This is a genomic window from Rhizobium sp. SL42 (assembly GCF_021729845.1).
Classification (GTDB): Bacteria; Pseudomonadota; Alphaproteobacteria; order Rhizobiales; family Rhizobiaceae; genus Allorhizobium.
Genome location: NZ_CP063397.1, coordinates 582,109 through 605,657, shown reverse-complemented (window position 1 = coordinate 605,657; position 23,549 = coordinate 582,109). Strand labels below are relative to the sequence as shown.

Genomic DNA, 23,549 nt, shown 5'->3' with positions numbered 1-23,549 from the left:
TGAATTGTCGCCGTTATTCCGCGTCGATGCGGGCGCCGATATAGGCAATTGCCTGCTGGTAGACCGATGCGGCGTTCCAACCCTGAATGGCGGCAAAATTGGGTTCGCCCGGCTGATAGCCAGCGCCCGCCTGCCAACCATGGCCCTTGAGGAAGTTTGCGGTCGAAGCCAGAGCGTCAGCCTTCGAACGCACCATGTCTATGCGACGGTCGCCGTCACCATCGGCGCCGAAGCGCACGACATTGCGCGGGAGGAACTGCGTTTGTCCGATTTCTCCATGGGCGGCGCCGCGGGCGGCCACATCCAGCGTGCCGCGCTGAACGAGTTCGAGCGCTGCATACAGCTGGTCGGTAAAGAATTCGCTGCGACGGCAGTCGAAGGCAAGGGTGGCCACGGCCGAGAGCGTGTGTTCCTTGCCAAGGAAGGAGCCGAAGCCGGTTTCCATGCCCCAAATCGCGATCAGCGGGCCGGCCGGTACGCCGTAGCGCTGCTCAATCTTGGCAAAAAGCGCCGCATTGCTCTTCTTCATGCTCTTGCCGCGGTTGATGATGGTCTGGCCGCCGCGCTTCTGCATGAACTGGTCGAAGCTGAGCTTGAAGCTCTTCTGGCCACGATCCGCGCGAATGGTGCCGGTGTTGTAATTGACCGCGGAAAAAGCCTTGTCGAGGGTTCTCTGGTCGACGCCCGCAGCCGCAGCCTCTGCCTTGAATGCGCCCTTCCACTGGTCGAACCCGGCGGATGTATTGCTGCAAGATGCAGCCATTGCCAGACTAGCGCTTGAAACAGTTGCCGCCACTGTAAGAAGAGCTGCCGACAGATACTTGGTCAGTCGCATTAATGCCTCGTGATTCATTGATTTGATTTGCGCGCACCATGCCAGCGAAAGGTCAGCCTGTCATCCGCGGTGACATGTTTCCGGCATGGGATGAATTGAAAAAGCCTTCACTTTTGCATGAAGACGGCCGCGCCCGCCGGTTTGTTCCGGCGGGCGGGCAAAGTTTGGATCAGGCGGCTTCCTTGCGCGGCTTGATCAGGCCGCGGTTGACGAGCAGTTCGGCGATCTGGATGGCATTGAGGGCGGCGCCCTTGCGCAGGTTGTCGGAAACAACCCAGATGTTCAGGCCGTTCTCGACGGTCGCGTCCTCGCGGATGCGCGAAATATAAGTCGCGTCTTCGCCAGCGCACTCGTAAGGGGTGATGTAGCCACCGTTCTCGTGCTTGTCGATGACGAGGCAACCCGGTGCTTCGCGCAGGATGTCACGCGCCTGATCGGCGGTGATTTCGTTTTCGAACTCGATATTGACCGATTCCGAATGGCCGATGAAGACCGGAACGCGCACGGCCGTGCAGGTGACCTTGATCTTCGGATCGAGCATCTTCTTGGTCTCGGCCAGAACCTTCCATTCTTCCTTCGTATAGCCATCTTCCATGAAGCTATCGATGTGCGGAATGACGTTGAAGGCGATACGCTTGGTGAACTTCTTCGATTCAACCGGATCAGCGACGAAGACGGCGCGGGTCTGGGTGAAGAGTTCGTCCATGCCTTCCTTGCCGGCGCCTGAGACCGACTGGTAGGTGGAGACGACGACGCGCTTGATCTTGGCGAAATCATGCAGCGGCTTCAGGGCGACAACCAGCTGCGCGGTCGAGCAATTCGGATTGGCAATGATGTTGCGCTTCTTGAAATCGACAATCGCGTCGGGGTTCACTTCCGGCACGATCAGCGGCACCTCGGAGTCGTATCGCCAGGCGGAGGAGTTGTCGATCACGACGCATCCTTTTGCGCCGATCTTCGGCGACCACTTCTGCGAAATCGTGCCGCCGGCCGACATCAGGCAAATGTCCGTGTCGGCGAAATCGTAATTCTCGAGGTTCTGCACCTTCAATGTCGCGTCGCCAAACGAGACTTCGGTGCCCTGGGAGCGGGCCGATGCCAGTGCCACGACTTCCGAAGCCGGAAAGCCGCGCTCGGAGAGAATGTTCAGCATTTCGCGCCCGACATTGCCGGTTGCGCCTACGATTGCAATCTTGAAACCCATGTAAATGCTCTCTTTCTTTCTCTCCGCGGGACTGGTGAGAAGGAAAGTTCGCGGCGATCGCGCACCTTCCTTATCCCCGGCCGTGCCGGGGAGAGAGCGGTGGCCGGAGACGTCAGACGGTTTTCGTCGTCGTTTTGGCCTTGGTCGGGGAAGAAAGGGACAGAACAATGCCACCTGCGGCTGGAAGCCGTAGGCTCAGGGAGTCCGCAATATGATGCAGCTCGGAAGGCATGATCCAGAATCCTCTTCTGGCCGAGGCATTACAAGGTTTTGCAAAGGAGTCAAGCCGACCAGCCTGTCCAAGTGTAGAAAAGGCGTGCGGGCCCACGTTCGGCATGTTCGAACGGATCCGGTTCATTTGCTCTGCGCCATTGGCCATTGGTCATCGCCCTTGCCTGTCGTCGGTGCCTTCCGTCCATGGTTTTAGACTAAAGTCATAAGCCGAAAGCATCTCTCTTGTTCGCCGGTGATTTCTGCCAGTCTGTACTCAACCCGTAACCGCGACAATTCGACCCGGAGGAGAGTTGTGTCGGCGGTCCTGGGGGGCCCTTTTTGGTTTGGAGGAACTACAATGGCAAATGTTGCAATCGAGACCCGCGCGTCTCGTGGCATGACTGCCGAAGAGCGGAAAGTCATTTTCGCCTCATCGCTCGGCACAGTTTTCGAATGGTATGATTTCTATCTCTACGGATCGCTGGCGCTTTACATCGGTGCCACCTTCTTCTCGCAGTATCCGGAAACCACGCGCAATATCTTTACGCTTCTGGCCTTTGCCGCCGGCTTCCTGGTGCGTCCGTTCGGCGCGCTGGTCTTCGGCCGTCTCGGCGATCTCGTCGGCCGCAAATATACATTCCTTGTGACGATCCTGATCATGGGTCTCTCGACCTTCCTGGTCGGCATCCTGCCCGGGTCGGCCTCCATCGGTATCGCTGCTCCGATCATCCTGATCGTTCTGCGCATGCTGCAGGGTCTTGCTCTTGGTGGCGAATACGGCGGTGCTGCTACCTATGTGGCGGAACACGCGCCACATGGCCGCCGCGGCTTCTACACATCCTGGATCCAGACCACGGCGACGCTTGGTCTCTTCCTGTCGCTGATGATCATTCTCGGAATCCAGACGCTGCTCGGCAAGGAAGACTTCGCCGCCTGGGGCTGGCGCATTCCGTTCCTGCTGTCGGCAGTTCTGCTTGGCGTGTCGGTCTGGATCCGCATGCAGATGAATGAATCGCCCGCATTCCAGAAGATGAAGGCGGAAGGCACCCAGTCGAAGGCACCGATCTCCGAGGCTTTCGGTCAGTGGAAAAATGCCAAGGTCGCCCTGCTCGCCTTGTTCGGCGCAGTCGCCGGCCAGGCCGTTGTCTGGTACACCGGTCAGTTCTACGCGCTGTTCTTCCTGCAGAACGTTCTGAAGGTCGATGCGCAGGCAACCAACATCATGGTTGCGATCTCGCTCGCCATCGGCACGATGTTCTTCGTGGTGTTCGGCTGGCTTTCAGACAAGATCGGCCGCAAGCCGATCATCATGGCCGGCCTCGTGCTTGCAATGCTCACCTACTTCCCGCTGTTCAAGGCACTGACCTGGGCCGGCAATCCTGCACTGGCTCAGGCGCAGGATACCATTCGCGCCACGGTCACTGCCGATCCGGCAAACTGCACGTTCCAGTTCAACCCGACCGGCACGGCAAAGTTCACCACGTCCTGCGATATCGCGACGGCCTTCCTGACTCGCAACTCCGTTCCTTATGACGTCGTTCCAGGCCCGGTTGGTTCCATCGCGACGATCCAGATCGGCGACAAGATGATCGAAAGTTTCGATGCGATTGCTGCCGCAGACAAGGCCAAGGGGCTGGAAGCCGGCATGCAGAAGGCAGTCAATCTGGCCCTGCAGGCGAATGGCTATCCGCTGGTTCGTGCCGCCGCAAAGGTTCCAGATAGCAAGCTCGACGCCTTCGTCGCAGCCAATCCGGAACTGGCTCTCGATGCCGCTGCCATCCGCGCCGGCGAAAAGGTCATGGTACCGGCTGGCGATCTCGTGACCCAGAAGCTGCTCACGGCCGAAGAAGCCGCTGCCGCGCCCGAAATGGCTGTGTTCTCGGTTCCGAACGCTGGCGCATTCACCATGGTGGCCGACCCGGCCGCTGTGAACTGGACGCGGGTTATCGCCATCCTGACGATCCTCGTGATCTATGTCACCATGGTCTACGGCCCGATCGCCGCCATGCTCGTCGAGATGTTCCCGACCCGCATTCGCTACACCGGCATGTCGCTGCCCTATCATATCGGCAACGGCTGGTTCGGCGGGCTTCTGCCGGCAACGGCCTTTGCCATGAGTGCGGCCGCTGGCGATATCTACTACGGTCTGTGGTATCCGATCGTGGTCGCCGGCATCACGCTGGTGATCGGCATGATCTTCCTGAAGGAAACCAAGGACAACGATATCCACGCCTGATGGTGTGACCGTTGCCGCATCGACATTGCTTCGATCAGGAGGGACCCGGCTTCATTCGCCGGGTCCTTCTGCATTTGAGAACTGCGTCCTGTAACCGTGACAAGTGGGATATTGCGACATGGTTCGCTCCATGGAAAAAGGAGCCAGATTCAAAGGAGCTTTGTTGATGGCTGTCGATGTCCGTGATGCGACCCTTGCCGATATTGCAGCGATCACCGCCATTTATGGCGAAGCGGTAAACCACGGCAGCGCCAGCTACGAACTCGCGGCACCCGATGTGGCCGAGATGACCCGGCGCTATCAGGCGATCGTCGACAAGGGTTATCCCTACATCGCGGCTGTTTCCGAAGATGCAACCCTGCTTGGCTATGCCTATGCGTCGGCATTCCGCACCCGGCCCGCCTATCGGTGGCTCGTCGAGGATTCGATTTATCTCGCGCCGGAAGCGCGTGGCATGGGGATCGGCAAGGCGCTGCTCAATGAGCTGATCCTTCGCTGCACATCGCTGGGTTTCCGTCAGATGGTCGCGGTCGTCGGCGGTGCCAGCCCGGCCTCGATTGCAGTCCACAGCAGTTGCGGCTTTGATCACGCCGGTCGCCTGACCGGTACGGGGTTCAAGCATGGCACCTGGTTGGATACCGTCTTCATGCAACGGCCGCTGGGTGACGGAAATGCTACCCTGCCCGATCTCGGAGCCTATCCCGGCTCCATGATCTAGTGGAATTTCCAGATGGAATTTTCGGCGGTCCGCCTGAAGGCAACGGCGGCTGTGCCACAGACCTTACTCGATCGCTTTCAGGCTTTTGTCGAACACCCTCAAAACCGACTTCAGATCATGGCCACGCTTGAGAATGCGACCATCGGTGCCGACGACGCAGAACGCGCCCTGCTTGGCCGCAAGTTTGGGATTCTTCTCGATCCGGTAGAGCGGATATTCACCGGATCGCTTGAACACGGAGAAGACCGCCCTGTCCCTGAGGTGGTCGATGGCATAGTCGCGCCATTCACCCTCGCCCACCATACGTCCATAGATCCACAGGATGGCGTCGAGTTCTCGTCGGTGGAAGGTCACGGGAAGAGGGTCGACCGCCTGGCGATAGGTCCCCAAATCCACCACGCTTGCGAGCCTTTGATCCGCGCCATCAGGATCCTGGCGCTGCCCTTCCGGCTGGTCGGTCATCAATGCTCCTCGAGCTCTCATTCATGACGGATGAGTGACAGTGTGCCTGACATGGGCGAAAATGCAAGCATTTCAGCCGGCGTGCAGCCCGTGAACCGGTCAGAAGCCGCGCAGCTTGCCACGTGCATTGAATTCGGCGAGCAGCAGGTCGCGCAGACGCGCGGCGATCGGTGACAGGCGTTTGCCGGCTACGGTGATCAGGTGATAAGGCATGACCACGATCGGCGTTTCGAGTTTCAGCGAATACAGCCCCGCTGTCGCTGTCTGACGACAGAGAAGGTCGGAGACTTCGCGCGACATTGGCGCGATCGCATTGGACGCAGCCAACATGGCAATCATGACGAGAAGCGAGGTCGTGTTGACGATGTTGGAGGGAATTGGCGCGCCCTGTTCGACGAAGACGCTTTCCACGGCCTGGCGCAAGGGTGCACCAGGCGCCTGCATGACCCATGGAAAATGCGCCATGTCGGCCACGGTGAGCAAATCCACATTGACCAGCGGATGGCTTTGATGGACCACAAGCTCCACCTCCTCCATCATGCCGCCCTCAAGATTGAACTGCCGTGCATCGACGCCGCTCGGGATCCGTCCAAGGACAAAATCATACTGGCCGGACAGCAGATCTCGGATCAATTCGCCGCTTGATGCCACGTCAACGTAAAGATCGGCGGTTTCAGCTTCGGCTTTCAGCTGCTGGATGGCCGGAACGACGTAGCCGACCGCGCCACCGGTGACTGCACCGACACGGACCTTGCCGGTCAGGCCCCGTCGTATCGCGTCGATCTCGCGGGCCGCCTCGCGCATTTCTTCAAGCACGTTCTGGGCGCGGCGCGCCAGCGCGCTTCCCACGGCCGTCGGCTCCATGCCTTTCGGGGTCCGCGTGAAGATCGCTGACCCGACATCGCGCTCGATTTCGCTCAGCATCCGCGAAGCAGCCGGTTGCGTCAGCGCAAGTGCTTGCGCCGCAAGGCTGAGTTGCCCCAGTTCCGAGATGGAGCGGATCAGGCTCAAATGTTTGGGTTGCAAACGATCAATACGTGCTTCAGACATAAACAACATATCAACCACGATATGCACAAAGTCAAAATAATCATTTGATCGATATGTGGCACGCGATAAGACTCGCGACGGAGCTGGGGTCCGCCGCGTCGGTCACCCGTCCATGATTTCAGCGTGGCCAGGAGGACTTGGTCGCGCACGGTATGACCAGGGAGGTTACCATGAAGAAATTAGGCACTCTGATTGCGTCTGTCGCAATCGGTATCGCATCTTTTGCACCTATCACTTTTGCACAGGACAAGGGCACCGTCGGCATTTCCATGCCTACCAAGACCTCGACCCGTTGGATTTCCGACGGCGAGACCATGGAAAAGCTGTTCAAGGAAGCCGGCTATACGGCCGACCTGCAGTTTGCTGACGACGATATCCCGAACCAGCTCGCTCAGATCGAAAACATGGTCACCAAGGGTGCCAAGGTTCTTGTTATCGGCGCTATCGACGGCACCACGCTGTCGGACATCCTGCAGAAGGCTGCTGATGCCGGCGTCAAGGTTATCGCCTATGACCGCCTGATCCGCGACTCCGGCAATGTCGACTACTACGCAACCTTCGACAACTTCCAGGTTGGCGTTCTGCAGGCCACTTCGCTCGTCGAAGGTCTGAAGCTTGACGCTGCTACCGAGCCGAAGAATGTCGAGCTGTTCGGTGGTTCGCCGGACGACAACAACGCTTTCTTCTTCTATGATGGCGCTATGTCGGTCCTGCAGCCGCTGATCGACTCGGGCAAGATCGTGGTGAAGTCCGGCCAGATGGGCATGGACCAGGTCGGTACCCTGCGTTGGGACGGCACCGTCGCCCAGGCTCGCATGGAAAACCTGCTCTCCTCGACCTACACCGATGCCAAGGTTGATGGCGTTCTGTCGCCTTACGATGGTCTGTCCATCGGCATCATCTCGGCTCTGAAGGGCGTTGGCTACGGTTCCGGCGACATGCCGATGCCGGTCGTCACCGGCCAGGACGCCGAACTGCCGTCGGTCAAGTCGATCCTCGCTGACGAACAGTACTCGACCGTGTTCAAGGACACGCGCGAACTGGCCAAGGTCACCGTTGCGATGGTTGACGCCATCATGGGTGGCAAGGAACCGGAAGTGAACGACACCAAGACCTACAACAATGGCGTCAAGGTTGTTCCGTCGTACCTGCTGAAGCCGGTTGCCGTCGACAAGTCCAACATCAAGGACGTCATGGTTACCTCCGGCTACTACACTGCCGAGCAGATCGACAACTAATCGTTCGGATACATACGGGTCCGCGGCCACGTCGCGGACCCTTTTTCTTTCGCATTGAAGGAGCTCGCGCCGCCGACCTGACGTGATCGTCGTCGAGCAGGCGCTGGAATCTGCACATGGATAACATCATTCTCGAGATGCGTGGCATCACCAAGACGTTTCCAGGCGTCAAGGCGCTGAACAACGTCAGTTTCAAGGTGCGCGAGGGAGAGATCCACGCGCTCGTCGGCGAAAACGGAGCCGGCAAATCCACACTCATGAAGGTGCTGAGTGGCGTATACCCCGCCGGCACATACGAAGGCGACATCCATTTCGACGGAGAGGTTCGCCGTTTTTCCACGATCTCCGACAGCGAGCATCTGGGTATCATCATCATCCACCAGGAGCTGGCGCTGGTGCCGCTCCTGTCGATTGCCGAAAACATCTTCCTCGGCAATGAAGTCGCTACCAATGGCGTGATCAAATGGCCCGAGACCTTCGCGCGCACCAAGACGCTGCTGGAGAAAGTTGGGCTCAAGGATTCGCCGAGCACGCGCATCACCGACATCGGCGTCGGAAAGCAGCAGCTGGTTGAAATCGCCAAGGCGCTGTCGAAGAAGGTTCGCCTTCTCATTCTCGACGAGCCGACCGCATCGCTCAACGAAACGGATTCGGACGCGCTGCTCACCCTGCTGATGGAATTCCGCAAGCAGGGAATGACCTCGATCATCATCTCGCACAAGCTCAACGAGATCCGAAAGGTTGCCGACCAGATCACCATCCTGCGCGATGGCGGCACGGTCGAGACGCTCGACTGTCATACCCAGGATATCGGCGAGGACCGGATCATCAAGGGCATGGTCGGCCGCGATATGGAAGACCGCTATCCGCCGCGCACGCCGAATATCGGCAAGACGCTGCTTGAAGTGAAGAACTGGAACGTCTTTCACCAGAACCATCGCGACCGGCAGTTCCTGCATGACGTCAACTTCACGGTACGTGCCGGCGAAGTCGTCGGTATCGCAGGCCTGATGGGCGCCGGTCGCACCGAAACCGCCATGAGCATTTTCGGCAAGGCCTGGGGCCACAAGATTACCGGCGACGTCTCGATGCATGGCAAGCCGGTCGATGTCAGCACGATCCCGAAGGCGATTGCCGCAGGACTTGCTTACGTTACCGAAGATCGCAAGCATCTTGGCCTGGTGTTGAACAACAACATCAAGGACAACACGACGCTCGCCAACCTCAATGCGGTGGCATCGGCCGGCGTCATCGACGAGCACAAGGAAGCGCAGGTTGCTTCCGATTACCGGAAGAAGCTGCGTATCCGTTCGCATTCGATCTACCAGGAAGCCGTCAATCTGTCGGGCGGAAACCAGCAGAAAGTCGTTTTGTCGAAGTGGCTGTTCACCAATCCCGAGGTTCTGATCCTCGATGAACCGACCCGCGGCATCGACGTTGGCGCGAAATTCGAAATCTACACCATCATCAACCAGCTTGCCGCCGAAGGTAAGGGTATCCTGATGATCTCATCGGAAATGCCCGAGCTGCTCGGCACCTGCGACCGCATCTATGTGATGAACGAGGGACGCATCGTTGCCGAGCTTTCGAAGGAAGAGGCAAGTCAGGAGTCCATCATGCGTGCCATCATGCGCTCTGGGGAGAAACACTAATGGCTACTGATACAAAAATCGAAACCCCCAAAGTTTCCGTTGGTGACTACCTGCGCAAGAATATCCGTGAATACGGGCTTCTGCTGGCGCTCGTCGTCATCATGCTGTTCTTCCAGGTGCTGACGGGTGGCGTTCTGCTGCGTCCGGTCAACATTACCAACCTCATCCTGCAGAATTCGTTCATCGTCATCATGGCGCTTGGCATGCTGCTGATCATCGTTGCGGGCCACATCGACCTGTCTGTCGGATCGATCGTGGCGTTGGTCGGGGCGCTGTCGGCCATTCTTCTGGTGAAACTGGGCGTGCATTACGCCATCGTCATTCCGCTATGTCTCGTACTCGGCGGCCTGATCGGCGCGGCGCAGGGTTATTGGGTCGCTTATCAGAAGATCCCGGCCTTCATCGTGACCCTGGCAGGCATGCTGGTGTTTCGCGGCGTCACCTATCTGGTCCTGCAGAACCGCCCTATCGGCCCGTTCCCCAAGGACTTCCAGTCGCTTTCGACCGGTTTCGTTCCGGACCTTCTCTGGTTCCTGTCGAGCGATCCTGCCACGGACACGATCAAGAACTGGACGGCACTGGTTGTCGTGCTGCTCGCGGTCGGCTGGATGATCTACAATGGTTTCCGTACGCGCGCCCTCAACGAAAAGCATGGCTCTGAAAACGAACCGATGCTGTTCTTCGTGCTGCAACTCGGCGTAACCGCCGCTGTCGCGATTTTCCTCGGCTACCAGCTTGCAACATACAAGGGCCTGCCGAACGTGCTGGTCATCATGGCGGTGCTGATTGCGCTCTATACCTTCGTCACAACCCGTTCGACCATCGGTCGCCGCATCTTCGCGCTGGGTGGCAACGAGAAGGCGGCCAAGCTTTCGGGCATCAATACCGAACGCCTGACTTTCTACACCTTCGTCAACATGGGTGTGTTGGCTGCGCTTGCCGGCATGATCATCGCGGCCCGCCTGAATTCGGCGACGCCGAAAGCCGGCGTCGGCTTCGAACTCGACGTCATCGCGGCCTGCTTCATCGGCGGTGCCTCGGCGTCCGGCGGCGTTGGCAAGATCACCGGTGCCGTCATCGGCGCCTTTATCATGGGTGTGATGAACAACGGCATGTCGATCATGGGTCTCGGCATCGACTATCAGCAGCTGGTCAAGGGCCTGGTGCTTCTCGCAGCCGTGTATTTCGACGTCTACAACAAGAACAAAGCAGTCTAAGGATAAGGCTATGTTTCTCTCGCAATTGAAGACTGGCGGCGTCATTTGCCGCCAGGGTGACGCTGCACGCCTGGTTCCTGGCTTTCAGTCCACCTACGAACTCGCCAAGGCCGCCATCGCCTCCAAGGTGCCCGTCTCGGCGCTGATCGAGCGTCAGGGTCTCGGCGACACCGTGGATATCGTCGCGCTCGCGGCCTCCGGCAAGCTGGATTGTCCGGTGCGCCATCCGGATGCGGCTCATATGTACCTGACCGGTACCGGCCTGACCCACACGGGTTCCGCCTCGGCACGCGACAGCATGCACGCCGATACGGCCGGCATGAGCGACTCGATGAAGATGTTCCGTATGGGTATCGAAGGCGGAAAACCCAAGCCTGGCGAAAACGGCGTCCAGCCGGAATGGTTCTACAAGGGTAACGGCTTCAATGCGGTCGCCCATGGCGACGATCTGGTTTCGCCGTCTTTTGCGCTGGATGGTGGCGAAGAGCCGGAACTCGCAGGCTTCTACATCATCGGTGACGATGGCGTGGCCTACCGCCTCGGCTTTTCCGTTGCCAACGAGTTTTCCGACCATGTGACGGAAAAGATCAACTACCTCTACCTTGCCCATTCCAAGCTGCGGCCCGCGTCGTTTAGCCCGGAGCTTCTGGTCGGCGCCCTGCCCGATCACGTCGAAGGCATGTCTCGCATTCTGCGCGACGGCAAGACTGTGTGGGAAAAGCCTTTCCTCTCTGGGGAAGCCAATATGTCCCACACGATCGCAAACTTGGAATATCACCATTTTAAGTATGCGCTGTTCTGCCAGCCGGGCGATCTGCACGTGCATATGTACGGCACGGCAACGCTCTCCGTTGCGGACGGCTTCGTCACGCGGGAAGGCGACGTCTTCGAGATCGACGCTCCGCAATTCGGCCTTCCGCTGCGCAACAAGCTTGTCGTTGCAGCCAAGGAAACGGTTGCCATCAAGATGCTCTGAGCCTTGCTGGCGCGTTCCGCGCCGGGCTCCCAGATAGAGACAGAGAAACGTCATGAGCAATTTCAAGCCAGCGGCATGGCCGCGCCAACTCAGGTCACAGCATTGGTATGGCGGCACGTCCCGCGATACGATTTATCACCGTGGCTGGATGAAGAACCAGGGCTATCCGCACGACCTGTTCGATGGTCGTCCGGTGATCGGCATCATGAACACCTGGTCCGATCTTACGCCCTGCAACGGCCATCTGCGCGAACTCGCGGAAAAGGTGAAGGCGGGCATCTGGGAAGCCGGTGGTTTTCCGGTCGAAGTGCCGGTTTTCTCGGCCTCGGAAAACACCTTCCGCCCGACGGCGATGATGTACCGCAACCTTGCAGCACTCGCCGTCGAGGAAGCCATGCGTGGCCAGCCGATCGACGGTGCCGTGCTGCTGGTCGGTTGTGACAAGACAACGCCATCGCTTTTGATGGGCGCCGCCTCGACCGATATCCCGACCATCATGGTCACCGGCGGCCCGATGCTGAACGGTTATTTCCGCGGTGAACGCGTCGGTTCCGGCACGCATTTGTGGAAGTTCTCCGAAGCCGTCAAGGCGGGCGAGATGACCCAGGAGGAGTTCCTCGAGGCTGAAGCCTCGATGTCGCGCTCGACCGGTACCTGCAACACCATGGGTACCGCCTCGACCATGGCCTCGATGATCGAATCGCTCGGCATGGCGTTGTCCGGCAATGCTGCGATCCCGGCCGTCGACAGCCGTCGCCGCGTCATGGCGCAGCTTTCGGGTCGCCGCATCGTGCAGATGGTCAAGGACGACCTGAAGCCCTCCGACATCCTGACCAAGGAAGCCTTCGAAAATGCCATCCGCACCAATGGCGCGATTGGTGGCTCGACCAATGCCGTCGTCCATCTTCTTGCCATGGCCGGCCGCGTCGGAATCGACCTGACGCTCGACGACTGGGATCGCTGTGGTCGCGACATTCCGACGATCGTCAACCTGATGCCGTCGGGCAAATACCTGATGGAAGAGTTCTTTTACGCCGGTGGCCTGCCGGTCGTGCTCCAGCGTCTCGGCGAAGCCGGCAAGCTGCACAAGGATGCGCTGACCGTTTCGGGCACGACGATCTGGGAAGAGGTCAAGGACGTTCGCAACTGGAATGAGGATGTCATTCTGCCGGTCGAAAAGGCGTTGACCCAGCAGGGCGGTATTGCAGTCCTGCGCGGCAATCTCGCGCCGAAGGGCTGCGTTCTGAAGCCGTCGGCAGCCTCCGAACATCTGTTGAAGCATCGCGGCCGCGCCGTCGTCTTCGAAGACATCGACGACTACAAGGCGAAGATCAACGATGAGGCGCTCGATATCGACGAAACCTGCGTCATGGTTCTGAAGAACTGTGGCCCGCGCGGTTATCCGGGCATGGCCGAAGTCGGCAACATGGGCCTGCCGCCGAAGGTTCTGCGCAAGGGCATCACCGACATGGTCCGCATCTCGGATGCGCGCATGTCCGGTACGGCCTATGGAACGGTTCTCCTGCATACATCGCCGGAAGCGGCGCGTGGCGGTCCGCTGGCGATCGTACGCAACGGCGATTTTATCGAGATCGATGTCGAAGCCCGTCGCGTTCACCTCGACATTTCGGAAGAGGAAATGCAGCGCCGCCTGGCCGACTGGCGTCCGTCGGTCGAGCCGCCGACCAGCGGTTATGCCCGCATGTTCCATGATCATGTCGAAGGGGCCGATACCGGCGCCGACTTCGACTTCCTCAAGGGGTGTCGCGGATCTGCCGTCGGCAAGGATTCGCATTGATCTCTTGAACCGAACTTGGAAGCGCGCCCTCCGGCGCGCTTCATTCCATTGAACTTTACAGGATGAGCAGGCTATGACCTCTTCTCAGAAGATTGCGCTGGCATTGGCCGGCGTTGGCAAGATCGCCCGCGACCAGCACATTCCCTCGGTTGAAAACGGCGGTGATTTCACCATCAAGGCTGCCATCAGCCGCAACGGCAAGATCGACAGCGCGGAAAATTTCGAGAGCTACGAGAAGTTTCTCGAGACCCGTGGCGATATTCGCGCGATCTCGCTGTGCACGCCACCGGAAGTTCGCTTCGACATGGCCAAGAAGGCCATTGCCGAGGGACTGGATGTGCTGCTGGAAAAGCCGCCCGCAGCCACGCTCGGTGAAGCGCAGGCGCTGGCCGAATTGGCCCATGCCGCCGGCGTCACCCTGTTTGCCACTTGGCATTCCCGCTTTGCCAATGGCGTCGAGCCGGCGCGTGAATGGCTGCTGGGCAAGACGATCCGCAAGATCGAGATCACCTGGAAGGAAGACGTGCGTCGCTGGCATCCGGGTCAAGCGTGGATCTGGGAAGCCGGCGGTTTCGGCGTGTTCGACCCGGGCATCAATGCCCTGTCGATCCTGACCGCGATCATCCCCGGCCAGACCATCGTCGAGAAAGCCATTCTGGCCTTTCCTGAAAACCGCCAGCAGCCGATTGCCGCCAGCCTCGCGATGAAGAGTGCTGCCGGCGCTCCGATCACCGCCGAATTCGACTGGCGCCAGGAAGGCCCGCAGACCTGGGATATCGTCGTCGAGACGGAGCAGGGCATGTTGCGCCTCGCAAAAGGCGGCGCGGAACTCTATATAGACGGCAAGCAGGCTATCGAAGGTCCGGACCGGGAATATGCCCGCATCTATGACCGATTTGCCGACCTCATCCGCACCCGACAAAGCGACGCGGATTTCCAACCCCTCCGGCTCGTCGCAGACGCCTTCCTCACAGGCGAACGCCGTATCGTCGAGCCCTTTGTCGAATAATTTCGACCTCTATTGAAAGGATTACCCAATGACGCTGAACCTGACCGGAAAGCACCTTATTGCCGGCGAATGGGTTGAAGGCTCTGGAACCTTTGCCTCCAATCCCGCATCTGGCGAGAGCCACACTTTCTCGCTCGGATCTGCCGCGCTGGTTGATCGGGCGATGAAGGCTGCCGAAGAGGCATTCGTCACCTATGGTTATTCTTCCCGCGAAGAACGCGCCAAGTTCCTCGAGGCGATCGCCGAGGAAATCGATGCGCGTGGCGATGCGATCACCCAGATCGGCAGCCAGGAAACCGGCCTGCCGGAAGCCCGTCTGATCGGCGAACGCGGCCGCACGACCGGTCAGTTGAAGCTGTTTGCCGAACATATCCGCAAGGGTGACTATCTCGACCGCCGCTTTGATGCTGCCCTTCCGGATCGCCAGCCGCTGCCGCGTCCGGATATCCGCCTGATGCAGCGCCCGATCGGTCCGGTTGGTGTGTTTGGTGCGTCCAACTTCCCGCTGGCGTTTTCGACCGCCGGCGGCGATACCGCATCGGCGCTGGCTGCCGGTTGCCCGGTTGTCGTCAAGGGTCATGAAGCGCATCCCGGCACAGCGGAAATCGTCGGCCAGGCCATCGATGCCGCCATCAAGCGTTGCGGCGTTCATCCGGGCGTGTTTTCGCTCGTCCAGGGCGGCAACCGCGAGACCGGCGAGGCGATCTGCCTGCATCCGTTGACCCGTGCCGTCGGCTTCACCGGCTCGCTCGGTGGCGGTCGCGCGCTGTTCGACCTCTGCGTCCGTCGTCCTGAGCCGATCCCGTTCTTCGGTGAACTGGGCTCGGTCAACCCGATGTTCCTGCTGCCGGCAGCCGTTGCTGCGCGCGGCGAAGCACTGGCCAAGGGCTGGGCCGGTTCGCTGACCATGGGTGCCGGCCAGTTCTGCACCAATCCGGGCATCGCGATCATCGAGGAAGGCACAGAGGCCGACGCGTTCCTTGAAACCGCCAAGACCGCGCTTGCCGCAACCAATGCCCAGACCATGCTGACGGACGGCATTGCCAATGCCTACCGTGCCGGTGCCGACCGTATTGCCGGTACCGAAGGCGTGCAGGCGGTTCTGACCTCGAGCTGCGATCTACGCAACGCAAAGCCGTATCTGTTTGCCACCACCGGTGAAAACTGGCTCGGCAATCATGTTCTTGGCGAAGAAGTGTTCGGTCCGCTCGGCATCCTCGTCACCGTCAAGGACAAGGCCGAGATGGTCAAGATTGCCGAGAGCTTCGTCGGCCAGCTGACCACCACGCTGCACATGGATGATGGCGACGTACCGACCGCACAGGTGCTGCTGCCGATCCTTGAGCGCAAGTCGGGCCGCGTTCTGGCCAACGGCTTCCCGACCGGCGTCGAAGTCTGCGATGCCATGGTTCACGGCGGTCCTTATCCGGCTACCACCAACTTTGGTGCAACTTCGGTCGGGACCATGGCGATCCGTCGCTTCCTGCGTCCGGTGAGCTACCAGAACATTCCGGCAGCCCTGCTGCCTGAAGATCTGCGCTGAGACCGCACCATGGCTGGTAGAGCTTTCGCAGCACTGGTCGATTGGGGCACAAGTAACTTCCGCATCTGGCTGGTCGACAGCCAGGGCGAGGTTCTGGCCGAACGGCAATCGGCCGAAGGCATGGGCAGTCTGGATCGCTCCGCCTACCCGGCCGTGCTCGAAAGCCATCTCTCGGCCTTCGGCGCATCACCCGACCTGCCCGTGGTTGTCGCGGGCATGGCCGGTGCGCGCACCGGATGGCGTGAGGCACCGTATGTCGAAACGCCGGCCCCGCTCGTCGGCCTGTTCCAGCATGCCATCATTCCGGACGGCGCCAGCCGTCCGGTCTATATCCTGCCCGGCGTCTGCCAGCGTAAGGATGGCGCCTTCGACGTGATGCGCGGCGAAGAAACCCAGCTGGCCGGTGCGCTGGAACAGGGTCTCGAGAATGCACTGATCTGCCTGCCCGGCACACATTCCAAATGGGCCCTGGTGGAAGATGGCCAGATCAGCCGTTTCACCACCGTGATGACGGGCGAACTCTACAATCTCATCAGCCGGCAATCGATCCTGCGCCTGTCCATACCGGAAGATGGCGACGCCGAAGCCGATCTCGATATTTTCGACCAGGCCGTCGATCAGGCACTGGAGCCCGGATTTGCCCTGACGTCACGGCTGTTTTCCATTCGCGCAGAAGGTCTTCTGTCGGCGGGTGGCAAGACCGGTCCGGCGGCTCGCCTTTCAGGTCTGCTCATCGGCTCGGAGATTGCGGCAATCGCCACGGATCTCAAGCGCCACGGCAAGGCCTATCTGATCGGTACCGGCAAGCTGACGCGTCTCTATGCGCGGGCCATCGCCCAGGCCGGTGGCGAGGCCGTCATGCTGGACGGCGGCCTTCTGGTGCGCCGCGGCCTGCTCGCCTCTGCCCTTTCTCTTTTCGATCACGAATTCAAGGAATAGTTCCATGACCGCTTCCGTCGTTGCCTGGCCAGCCCTCCAACGCAATCTCGTCGCCATTCTGCGCGGGATCACGCCGGATGCGATCGAAGCGGCTGTCGATGCGCTGGTCGAGGCCGGCTTCGAGGCGATCGAGGTCCCGCTGAATTCGCCCGATGCCTTCGTATCGATCGAGAAGGCGCGGCGGCTCGCACCGGAAAATTGCCTGATCGGTGCCGGCACAGTGCTCGAAGTCGCCCAGGTCGACCGGCTCAAGGATGTCGGCGGCAACCTGCTGGTGACACCGAATGTCGAGCCGGATGTCATTCGCCGCGCCGTACACCACGGCATGGTGACTATGCCTGGCGTCTTCACGGCAACGGAAGCCCTGCTCGCGGCCAAATCCGGTGCTGCTGCGCTGAAGTTCTTCCCGGCCAGCGCGCTTGGCCCATCGGGCATTGCCGGTATCAAGGCGATCCTGCCGCCGAACTTGCCCATCGGTGCCGTCGGTGGCGTGTCGGACAGCAATTTCGCCGACTACTGGAAGGTCGGCGTGCGCGCCTTCGGTCTCGGCACAAGCCTGTACAAGCCGGGCGATGCCGCCGCTCTGATCTCCGAGCGGGCGATCAAGTCTGTGGCTGCCTACGACGCGCTGTCGGCCTGATCGCCGAGATGCTGCTGGACAAAGTCATCGCTATCAGCAGATTTAAAGTTGACTCTTTTCGTTTGGTAATTAGCTTGCGCCAATGATTTGACGCAAGTCGGCCCCGTGGGCCGGCCGAATGATTGGAGACATTGCTGTCATGCCTTTCCCGGAAGCGGTCAGCCGGCACATATCAGACCTCGATGGCCATCGCTGGCAGATGACCCCTGCAAAGGTGCGCCCACTGTGATCTGCGTGCAGGGCCCTCTTGCGGTCAAGGGCGAGCTCCCAGCCTCAGAGCCGAAGGATCTTGGCAGTCTTCTCCGCGCGGTGGTTGGCGAGCGCTACGTTTATGCGTCAGGCTACTTCCATTTCATCCAGCCGGCCAATACCGAAAGCATCGCCTGCGCCGATCTGCTTGATGAAGGTCGGTTCAATGCCGTCATCGATCGCTACGCTGCCCGATTTCCCGAAGGCACGGACCGCCGGGCGTTGGTCTCCCTCTGGTCGCTCTATTATCTCAGCGCACTCGGCATGGGCGCGGCAATCGCATGGCTGGAACTGCGCCGGAGCTTGCCATTGGCGCTGGATGAACTGACGGTGCTGATCGATCCTTCGACAGCCGCGCCGAAGGGTTTTCTGCTCGCAGACATCGGCACGGTTTCGGATCGCAGCGGCAATGGGATCCGCATTCACGACGCGCTGAGCCCGGTCATCCGCGATCACCTCGAGCCATGGATCCATGCCGTGGCCGCGCATTCCGGGCTCGGCAAGAAAGTGCTGTGGACCAGTGCCGCCGGCTATATCGACTGGATGATCCGGGAAATCGGCCGGCTGGGCAACAAGGCGCTGGAGATCGAGGCTTTGCCCCTGATCGAAGACGCTTCATGGCCAGATGGCTGGCGCAACCCGCTTTATCGCACGCTTCGTTTCGAACCCGGCCCGGATGGTTCTGTGATCAGCCAGCGCCGCGTCTGCTGTCTGCGCTATGCCGTGCCGGGTGTCGGCGGCTGCGGCCAGGTATGCCCGGTGGCCGAGGGCCGCTGCGGGCTCTAGGCTTTGCGCCGCATCAGGACGATCAGGAACGGTGCTCCGATCAACGCAGATACCAGACCTGCCGGAACCTCATAGGGAAAGAGCAGCGTCCGGCCGATCCAGTCCGCCATGACCATCAAGCCACCGCCGGCGAGGCTGCCAACCACGAGCTGGCTCGTCGCGCGCCGGGCACCGAATTCACGCGCCAGATGCGGGGCCATCAGGCCGACGAATGTGAGCGGGCCGACGCTCAGTGTTGCGGCCGCACTGAGAAGGCCCGCCAGTAACAGCAGCGCCAGCCTTGCGGCCCTTGTCGGCACGCCGAGGGAGCCTGCCGGGCGCTGTCCCAGCGGCAGCAGATCGAGCCAGCGCCTCAGCAGCAGGCTTGCTGCGACCAGGAGGATGGCGAGGCCGGAAACAGTGACCGCAATCTGCTGGTTGACGTTGTAGGTCGAACCGCTCATCCAGCGCATCAGGAAGACGGTGCGCGGATCGCCGGTCGCACCCAGTATGCCGACAACGGCGTCTGCCATGGCCGACAATGCAATCCCGGCCAGAAGAACCCGTTCCGGGGCGAGGCCAGAGCGCGCGGCGAGCAGGAAGATCAGCGCCAGAACCGACAGCGCGCCGATTGCCGCATAACCGAGTTGGCCGGCAAGGCTCGGGACGGCTACAAAAAACACGGCGATGGTGATGCCGAGCGTGGCACCGGCGCTGATGCCGAGGACTTCGGGGCTTGCCATCTCATTGCCCGTCAGGCGCTGCAGGATGGTGCCGGCGGCAGCCAGCATAGCGCCTGAGGCAAAGGCGGCGACCAGCCGCGGCCAGCGCAGCGGCAGAATGCTCTGCCAGAGGTCCGGGGAGACAATCGCCCAATCGCCATTGGTGGCGCGGCCAATGAAAATTGCGCCGATCAGGATTGCCACGCAGCAAAGGCCGGCGATCCAGAGCCCCCATCGCGCCGAGATCAGGCCCGGGCCCGACAGGCGTGGTTGTTCGATGATCCGGTTGCGGATCTTCAGGCGCGGCAACATGGCAAGCAGGAGAGGTGAACCGAAGACGGCGGTAACCGCCCCTGTCGGCAGCATGTCCGACCAGGCGCCGGCGAGGTTCATCAGGGCACTGTCGGCAAAGAACAGCAGGCTGGCACCGATGACGGTCGACCAGGCGAGCAGGGCCGCCGGGCGCCTCGCACCGACGAGCCTCGCCAATGTCGGGGCAACGAGGCCGATAAAGCCGATCACACCGACCGCGCTGGTGACGAAGGCTGCAAGCATCACGGCCAGGGTCACGGCGATGAAGCGCAGGCGGGACGGTCTCAGACCGACGGAGGCTGCGCCGGCCTCGCCCAGTTCGATCAGCCCCAGCGGCCGGATGATCAGCGCCGCCATGGTGCCGATGACAAGCAGTTTCAGCGCCAGCGAGATCGACGTGTCCCAGCTTTGCTGCGACAGCGAACCTGCGCCCCATATGTAGAGACTGACCAGATAGCGCTCGTTGAGCAGCGTCAGGATTGCCGCGAGACCGCCACACCATAGGCTGACCACCAGGCCAGCCATGACCAGCGAGAAGGGAGAAAATCCGCGCCTTGCACCGAGCAGGAAGACAAGGCCGGCTGCGGCGGAGCTGCCGACAAGAGCGGCCAGATCACGCCCGACGCCAAGCAGGGCCGGGAAAAACAGCATGGTCAGGACCAGCGCCAGATTGGCGCCGGCAGATATGCCGAGCGTGGTCGGCGAGGCCAGCGGATTGCGCAGAACCTGCTGGAACAAAGCGCCAGACAAGGAAAGCGCCGCGCCGCACAGCAGTGCCGTCGCCATGCGCGGCAGGGTGGAATAGACCAGAACCATCCAGCGGATGGCGTAGTCGGGTGCCGTCGATGCAAGCTGGAGCGTCGTGGCGATCTGCATCCAAGCGAGCATCGATGCCATGCCGAGCAGAAGCAGCGTGACGAGCAGTGGAAGAAGGTTGGAGCGGCTGATCATGCGCTGGCCTCTGCATAGTCGGTCATGATCCGGGCAAAGCGCATGGCATCATTCAGCATGCCGAACATCAGCGACCCGGGCAAGACGGTCAGATGGCCGTGCCGGGCGAATGGCAGGGTCTGCCATAGGGGGCTTCGTTCAAGGATCGGCATGACGTCGGGCAACAGGGGATCAAAGGCTATCAGGCGTGCCTCGGGATCGGTGATCGTTGCCAGATTTTCGATCGGGATCGTCTCAAACCCCCAGAAATTGCCCTCTGCGGTCCAGGCGTTTTCCATGCCGATGCGTTTCAGGACATTGGCGTAGAGGCCCGGCGAGGTGTAGATGCGGACGTGGCGCGGATCCATGAAATAGACCATCGCAACCGGCCGCGAGCCGACCTTTGCGATGCGCTGGCGGCAGCTGTCGAAAAGCGTGTCTGCCTCAAGGATGAATTGCGCGGCCTCGGCATTGCGGCCGAGTGCTTCACCGAGTTTGCGGGTTGCGGCGATAGCTTTCGGCAGAATATCGCCGCCGTCGGCCGTGTAGACTTCAAGCTGCAGGACGGGCGCTATTTCCTGTAGCCTCGGTGTCAGGGCTCCGCCATAGGGCGTGTTCAGGATCAGATCCGGCTTCAACTCCGAAATGATCTCGAAATTGACCTCCCAAGGGGAGCCGAGATCGGCGACCTCCGGCGGTAGAGGCGGCTCGATGACCCATCGGTCCCAGTCGGCACCGGCGGCAATGGCCTTGGGCACCACGCCGAGCGCCATGGCAGTCGAGGCAAGGCCGTAGTCGAGACTGATGATCCGTTGTGGTGCCTGGGCACCGAAGGAAAGGCGCGGTGCCAGCAAGCTGGAGGCGATGCCGGTCAGCAGCTGACGGCGGCCGAAGGGCAGGGCGGTGATGGGGCGCATCGGATCAGCGGACATAGGCAATCGGAACATTGAGGGACGGATGCGGGGTCACGTCCATGTCGATGCCGTAGATCTGGCACAAGGTCGCCGCCTGCAGGATGTCGGCCGGCGTGCCGCTGGCCACCACTTCACCGCTCTTCAGGGCATGGATGCGGTCGGAAAAACGCGCCGCCATGTTGATGTCATGCAGAACGATCACCACGCTCAGGCCGCGATCGGCCGACAGGCGTCGTACGAGTGAGAGGACTTCGATCTGGTGGGCGATATCCAGCGCCGAGGTCGGCTCATCGAGCAGCAGGCACTCGGTATCCTGAGCCATCAGCATGGCAATCCAGGCACGCTGGCGCTCGCCGCCCGACAGTGTCTCGATGGCGCGATCCGCCAGCGGCTCGATATGGGTCAGTGCCAGGGCATCCTCGACCTTGCGTCGGTCGATGTCGCTGAAACGCCCGAGTGCGCCATGCCAGGGATAGCGGCCACACGCGACGAGTTCGCGCACGGTCATGCCGCTGCCGGCGCCGAGATCCTGCTGCAGGTAACCAACCTTCCGGGCAAAGTCGCGCGTCGACAGGCCACCGAGTTCCTGTCCCGCGCACAGTATCTTGCCCGCCGTCGCCTTGTTCTGCCGTGCAAGGATCTTCAGAAGCGAGGACTTGCCGGAGCCGTTGTGCCCGACCAGGCTGGTGATTTCGCCACTCCCGAATTCTAGGGAGACCTGATTCAGTATCCGTCGTCCATCAATCTCCAGATCAATGTCGCGGGCCGAAAATGCGGCCGGTTGGTCTGTTGCTGGACGGTTCATCGACCGTTCTCCCTTGAGACGTGACAGGTGTTGAGGTCGGACTACTAAATATGATAAACGGCTTCAAGTATTGTTTTTCGCATGCGTTCGCCCGCTCGGGCGCAGTTGGTTTGGTCAGATGAGTTTCCTCCCCCAGATGCAGACCCGGACCGAGGGGTTTTCCGTCCGTCGCAATTTTCATCGGCGCTACTGGGATGGCATGGTTGTCGATCTCTGGGACGTCGATTGCGCGGTTGATGCCGGTGGCTACTACATGGGGCCGCACCCGCGACTGTTTGCGGTGCTGGCAGCGCGTCGGCGGCCCGAGGGTAATTTCGTCATGGCCGAAATCGGCGGACCACTTGTCGATGGCTGCTATCGCCGCTCCGTCTCCTTCATTCCGGCCGGACTGGAGTTGCGCACGGAAATGTCGGGGATGGAATTTCTCCAGCATCTCGATCTGCATTTTGATGTCGATGGCCTCACGCGCCGCTTTGGCGAGGATCTGCCACTGGACCGGCTGGAGGAGCCGAAATTCCTGGTGCAGGATCAGCGGCTCCTGTCGCTTGCCGATCTGATTGCGGCCGAATGCGCGTCACCTGATCCGCTGCATCATCTCTATGGCGACGGGCTGACACTTGCGCTTCTGATCGACGTGCTGAAAATCGCGCCGCCGGCCCTGCGCAGCCGATCGAGACTGGCGCCGTGGCAGTTGCGCAAGGTGACAGCGTTCATGGAGCACAATTGCCTGCGCGCGATCCGGCTGGAGGAACTTGCGGCGATTGCCGGCTTGTCGCAATCGCATTTCAGCCATGCCTTCAAGGCGAGTACCGGCGTGCCGCCGCATCAATGGCAATTGCGGGCGCGGATGGATCGGGTGAAAGCGTTGCTGACAAGGCGCGACATGTCGCTGACGACGGTCGCAGCCGAGACCGGTTTTTCCGATCCGGCACATTTCGCCCGTACGTTCCGCCGGCATACGGGCCTGTCGCCGTCTGCGTGGCGCAAGGCCTACGCGGCTTGACCGCCTGCTGGAAGCGCGCCGGCCGTGTGTGCACTGCCACAAAGTTTGTCCAGAATTGATCCAGTCACAGCAGAATCGAACAAGCGGCACAATAATACCTGATATAGAAACTCATCTTA

20 protein-coding genes are annotated in these 23,549 nt (G+C 60.8%); 13 read left to right on the top strand and 7 right to left on the bottom strand.

Annotated elements, in window-relative coordinates:
• Window positions 1–13: 13 nt before the first annotated feature.
• Both IM739_RS02710 and IM739_RS02705 read right to left on the bottom strand, forming a co-directional pair.
• A complete protein-coding gene (locus IM739_RS02710) occupies window positions 14–835 on the bottom strand; it encodes a lytic murein transglycosylase (RefSeq protein ID WP_007605607.1) in 822 nt (273 codons plus the stop codon).
• A gap of 169 nt (window positions 836–1,004) precedes the next feature.
• A complete protein-coding gene (locus IM739_RS02705; protein ID WP_237369718.1) occupies window positions 1,005–2,039 on the bottom strand; it encodes an aspartate-semialdehyde dehydrogenase in 1,035 nt (344 codons plus the stop codon).
• A gap of 571 nt (window positions 2,040–2,610) precedes the next feature.
• Between IM739_RS02705 and IM739_RS02700 the strand changes: the two genes are divergently transcribed.
• A complete protein-coding gene (locus tag IM739_RS02700) occupies window positions 2,611–4,488 on the top strand; it encodes an MFS transporter (protein ID WP_237369717.1) in 1,878 nt (625 codons plus the stop codon).
• Between the two features lie 166 nt (window positions 4,489–4,654).
• The gene (locus IM739_RS02695; protein WP_237369716.1) at window positions 4,655–5,206 is read left to right on the top strand and encodes a GNAT family N-acetyltransferase; all 552 of its coding nucleotides are present in this window, start codon (window positions 4,655–4,657) and stop codon (window positions 5,204–5,206) included.
• Window positions 5,207–5,269: 63 nt separating this feature from the next.
• On the opposite strand, the gene IM739_RS02690 is transcribed toward IM739_RS02695, so the two are convergent.
• Both IM739_RS02690 and IM739_RS02685 read right to left on the bottom strand, forming a co-directional pair.
• Complete coding sequence (locus IM739_RS02690; protein ID WP_237369715.1) at window positions 5,270–5,668, bottom strand: DUF2794 domain-containing protein; 399 nt, start codon at window positions 5,666–5,668, stop codon at window positions 5,270–5,272.
• Window positions 5,669–5,767: 99 nt separating this feature from the next.
• Window positions 5,768–6,718 (bottom strand): LysR family transcriptional regulator, encoded by a 951-nt coding sequence (locus IM739_RS02685; protein ID WP_237369714.1) that lies wholly within the window; start codon window positions 6,716–6,718, stop codon window positions 5,768–5,770.
• A gap of 170 nt (window positions 6,719–6,888) precedes the next feature.
• Between IM739_RS02685 and chvE the strand changes: the two genes are divergently transcribed.
• From chvE to fhuF, 10 genes are all read left to right on the top strand, one after another.
• Complete coding sequence (gene chvE, locus IM739_RS02680) at window positions 6,889–7,956, top strand: multiple monosaccharide ABC transporter substrate-binding protein (protein ID WP_237369713.1); 1,068 nt, start codon at window positions 6,889–6,891, stop codon at window positions 7,954–7,956.
• 116 nt (window positions 7,957–8,072) lie between these two features.
• A complete protein-coding gene (gene mmsA, locus IM739_RS02675; protein ID WP_237369712.1) occupies window positions 8,073–9,608 on the top strand; it encodes a multiple monosaccharide ABC transporter ATP-binding protein in 1,536 nt (511 codons plus the stop codon).
• A complete protein-coding gene (mmsB, locus tag IM739_RS02670) occupies window positions 9,608–10,825 on the top strand; it encodes a multiple monosaccharide ABC transporter permease (protein WP_237369711.1) in 1,218 nt (405 codons plus the stop codon). The genes mmsA and mmsB overlap by 1 nt, the downstream gene beginning before the upstream one ends.
• A gap of 10 nt (window positions 10,826–10,835) precedes the next feature.
• Entirely contained in the window at window positions 10,836–11,801 is a 966-nt protein-coding gene (araD1, locus tag IM739_RS02665) for an AraD1 family protein (RefSeq protein WP_237369710.1), read from the top strand.
• A gap of 52 nt (window positions 11,802–11,853) precedes the next feature.
• Complete coding sequence (araD, locus tag IM739_RS02660) at window positions 11,854–13,599, top strand: L-arabinonate dehydratase (protein ID WP_237369709.1); 1,746 nt, start codon at window positions 11,854–11,856, stop codon at window positions 13,597–13,599.
• 73 nt (window positions 13,600–13,672) lie between these two features.
• The gene (locus IM739_RS02655; RefSeq protein ID WP_237369708.1) at window positions 13,673–14,608 is read left to right on the top strand and encodes a Gfo/Idh/MocA family protein; all 936 of its coding nucleotides are present in this window, start codon (window positions 13,673–13,675) and stop codon (window positions 14,606–14,608) included.
• A gap of 28 nt (window positions 14,609–14,636) precedes the next feature.
• Window positions 14,637–16,151 carry an aldehyde dehydrogenase (NADP(+)) gene (locus IM739_RS02650; RefSeq protein ID WP_237369707.1) on the top strand — a complete coding sequence of 505 codons (1,515 nt, stop codon included), beginning with the start codon at window positions 14,637–14,639 and terminating at the stop codon, window positions 16,149–16,151.
• Window positions 16,152–16,160: 9 nt separating this feature from the next.
• Window positions 16,161–17,090, top strand: coding sequence for a 2-dehydro-3-deoxygalactonokinase (locus IM739_RS02645; RefSeq protein ID WP_237369706.1), 930 nt, complete (start codon window positions 16,161–16,163; stop codon window positions 17,088–17,090).
• Window positions 17,091–17,094: 4 nt separating this feature from the next.
• Window positions 17,095–17,730 carry a 2-dehydro-3-deoxy-6-phosphogalactonate aldolase gene (locus IM739_RS02640; protein WP_237369705.1) on the top strand — a complete coding sequence of 212 codons (636 nt, stop codon included), beginning with the start codon at window positions 17,095–17,097 and terminating at the stop codon, window positions 17,728–17,730.
• A 234-nt stretch (window positions 17,731–17,964) separates the two neighbouring features.
• Window positions 17,965–18,765 carry a siderophore-iron reductase FhuF gene (gene fhuF / locus IM739_RS02635; RefSeq protein ID WP_237369704.1) on the top strand — a complete coding sequence of 267 codons (801 nt, stop codon included), beginning with the start codon at window positions 17,965–17,967 and terminating at the stop codon, window positions 18,763–18,765.
• Here fhuF and fhuB read toward each other — a convergent pair.
• Genes fhuB through IM739_RS02620 form a run of 3 tightly spaced genes read right to left on the bottom strand, consistent with a single transcriptional unit; the run spans window position 18,762 to window position 22,427 of the window.
• Window positions 18,762–20,729: a Fe(3+)-hydroxamate ABC transporter permease FhuB gene (gene fhuB, locus IM739_RS02630; protein ID WP_237369703.1), complete on the bottom strand. Its 1,968-nt coding sequence runs from the start codon at window positions 20,727–20,729 to the stop codon at window positions 18,762–18,764. The genes fhuF and fhuB overlap by 4 nt on opposite strands.
• Window positions 20,726–21,607: an ABC transporter substrate-binding protein gene (locus tag IM739_RS02625; RefSeq protein WP_442981117.1), complete on the bottom strand. Its 882-nt coding sequence runs from the start codon at window positions 21,605–21,607 to the stop codon at window positions 20,726–20,728. The genes fhuB and IM739_RS02625 overlap by 4 nt, the downstream gene beginning before the upstream one ends.
• Before the next feature lie 22 nt (window positions 21,608–21,629).
• Window positions 21,630–22,427 carry an ABC transporter ATP-binding protein gene (locus tag IM739_RS02620; RefSeq protein ID WP_237369701.1) on the bottom strand — a complete coding sequence of 266 codons (798 nt, stop codon included), beginning with the start codon at window positions 22,425–22,427 and terminating at the stop codon, window positions 21,630–21,632.
• A 118-nt stretch (window positions 22,428–22,545) separates the two neighbouring features.
• Between IM739_RS02620 and IM739_RS02615 the strand changes: the two genes are divergently transcribed.
• Window positions 22,546–23,430 carry an AraC family transcriptional regulator gene (locus tag IM739_RS02615; RefSeq protein ID WP_237369700.1) on the top strand — a complete coding sequence of 295 codons (885 nt, stop codon included), beginning with the start codon at window positions 22,546–22,548 and terminating at the stop codon, window positions 23,428–23,430.
• Window positions 23,431–23,549 lie beyond the last annotated feature (119 nt).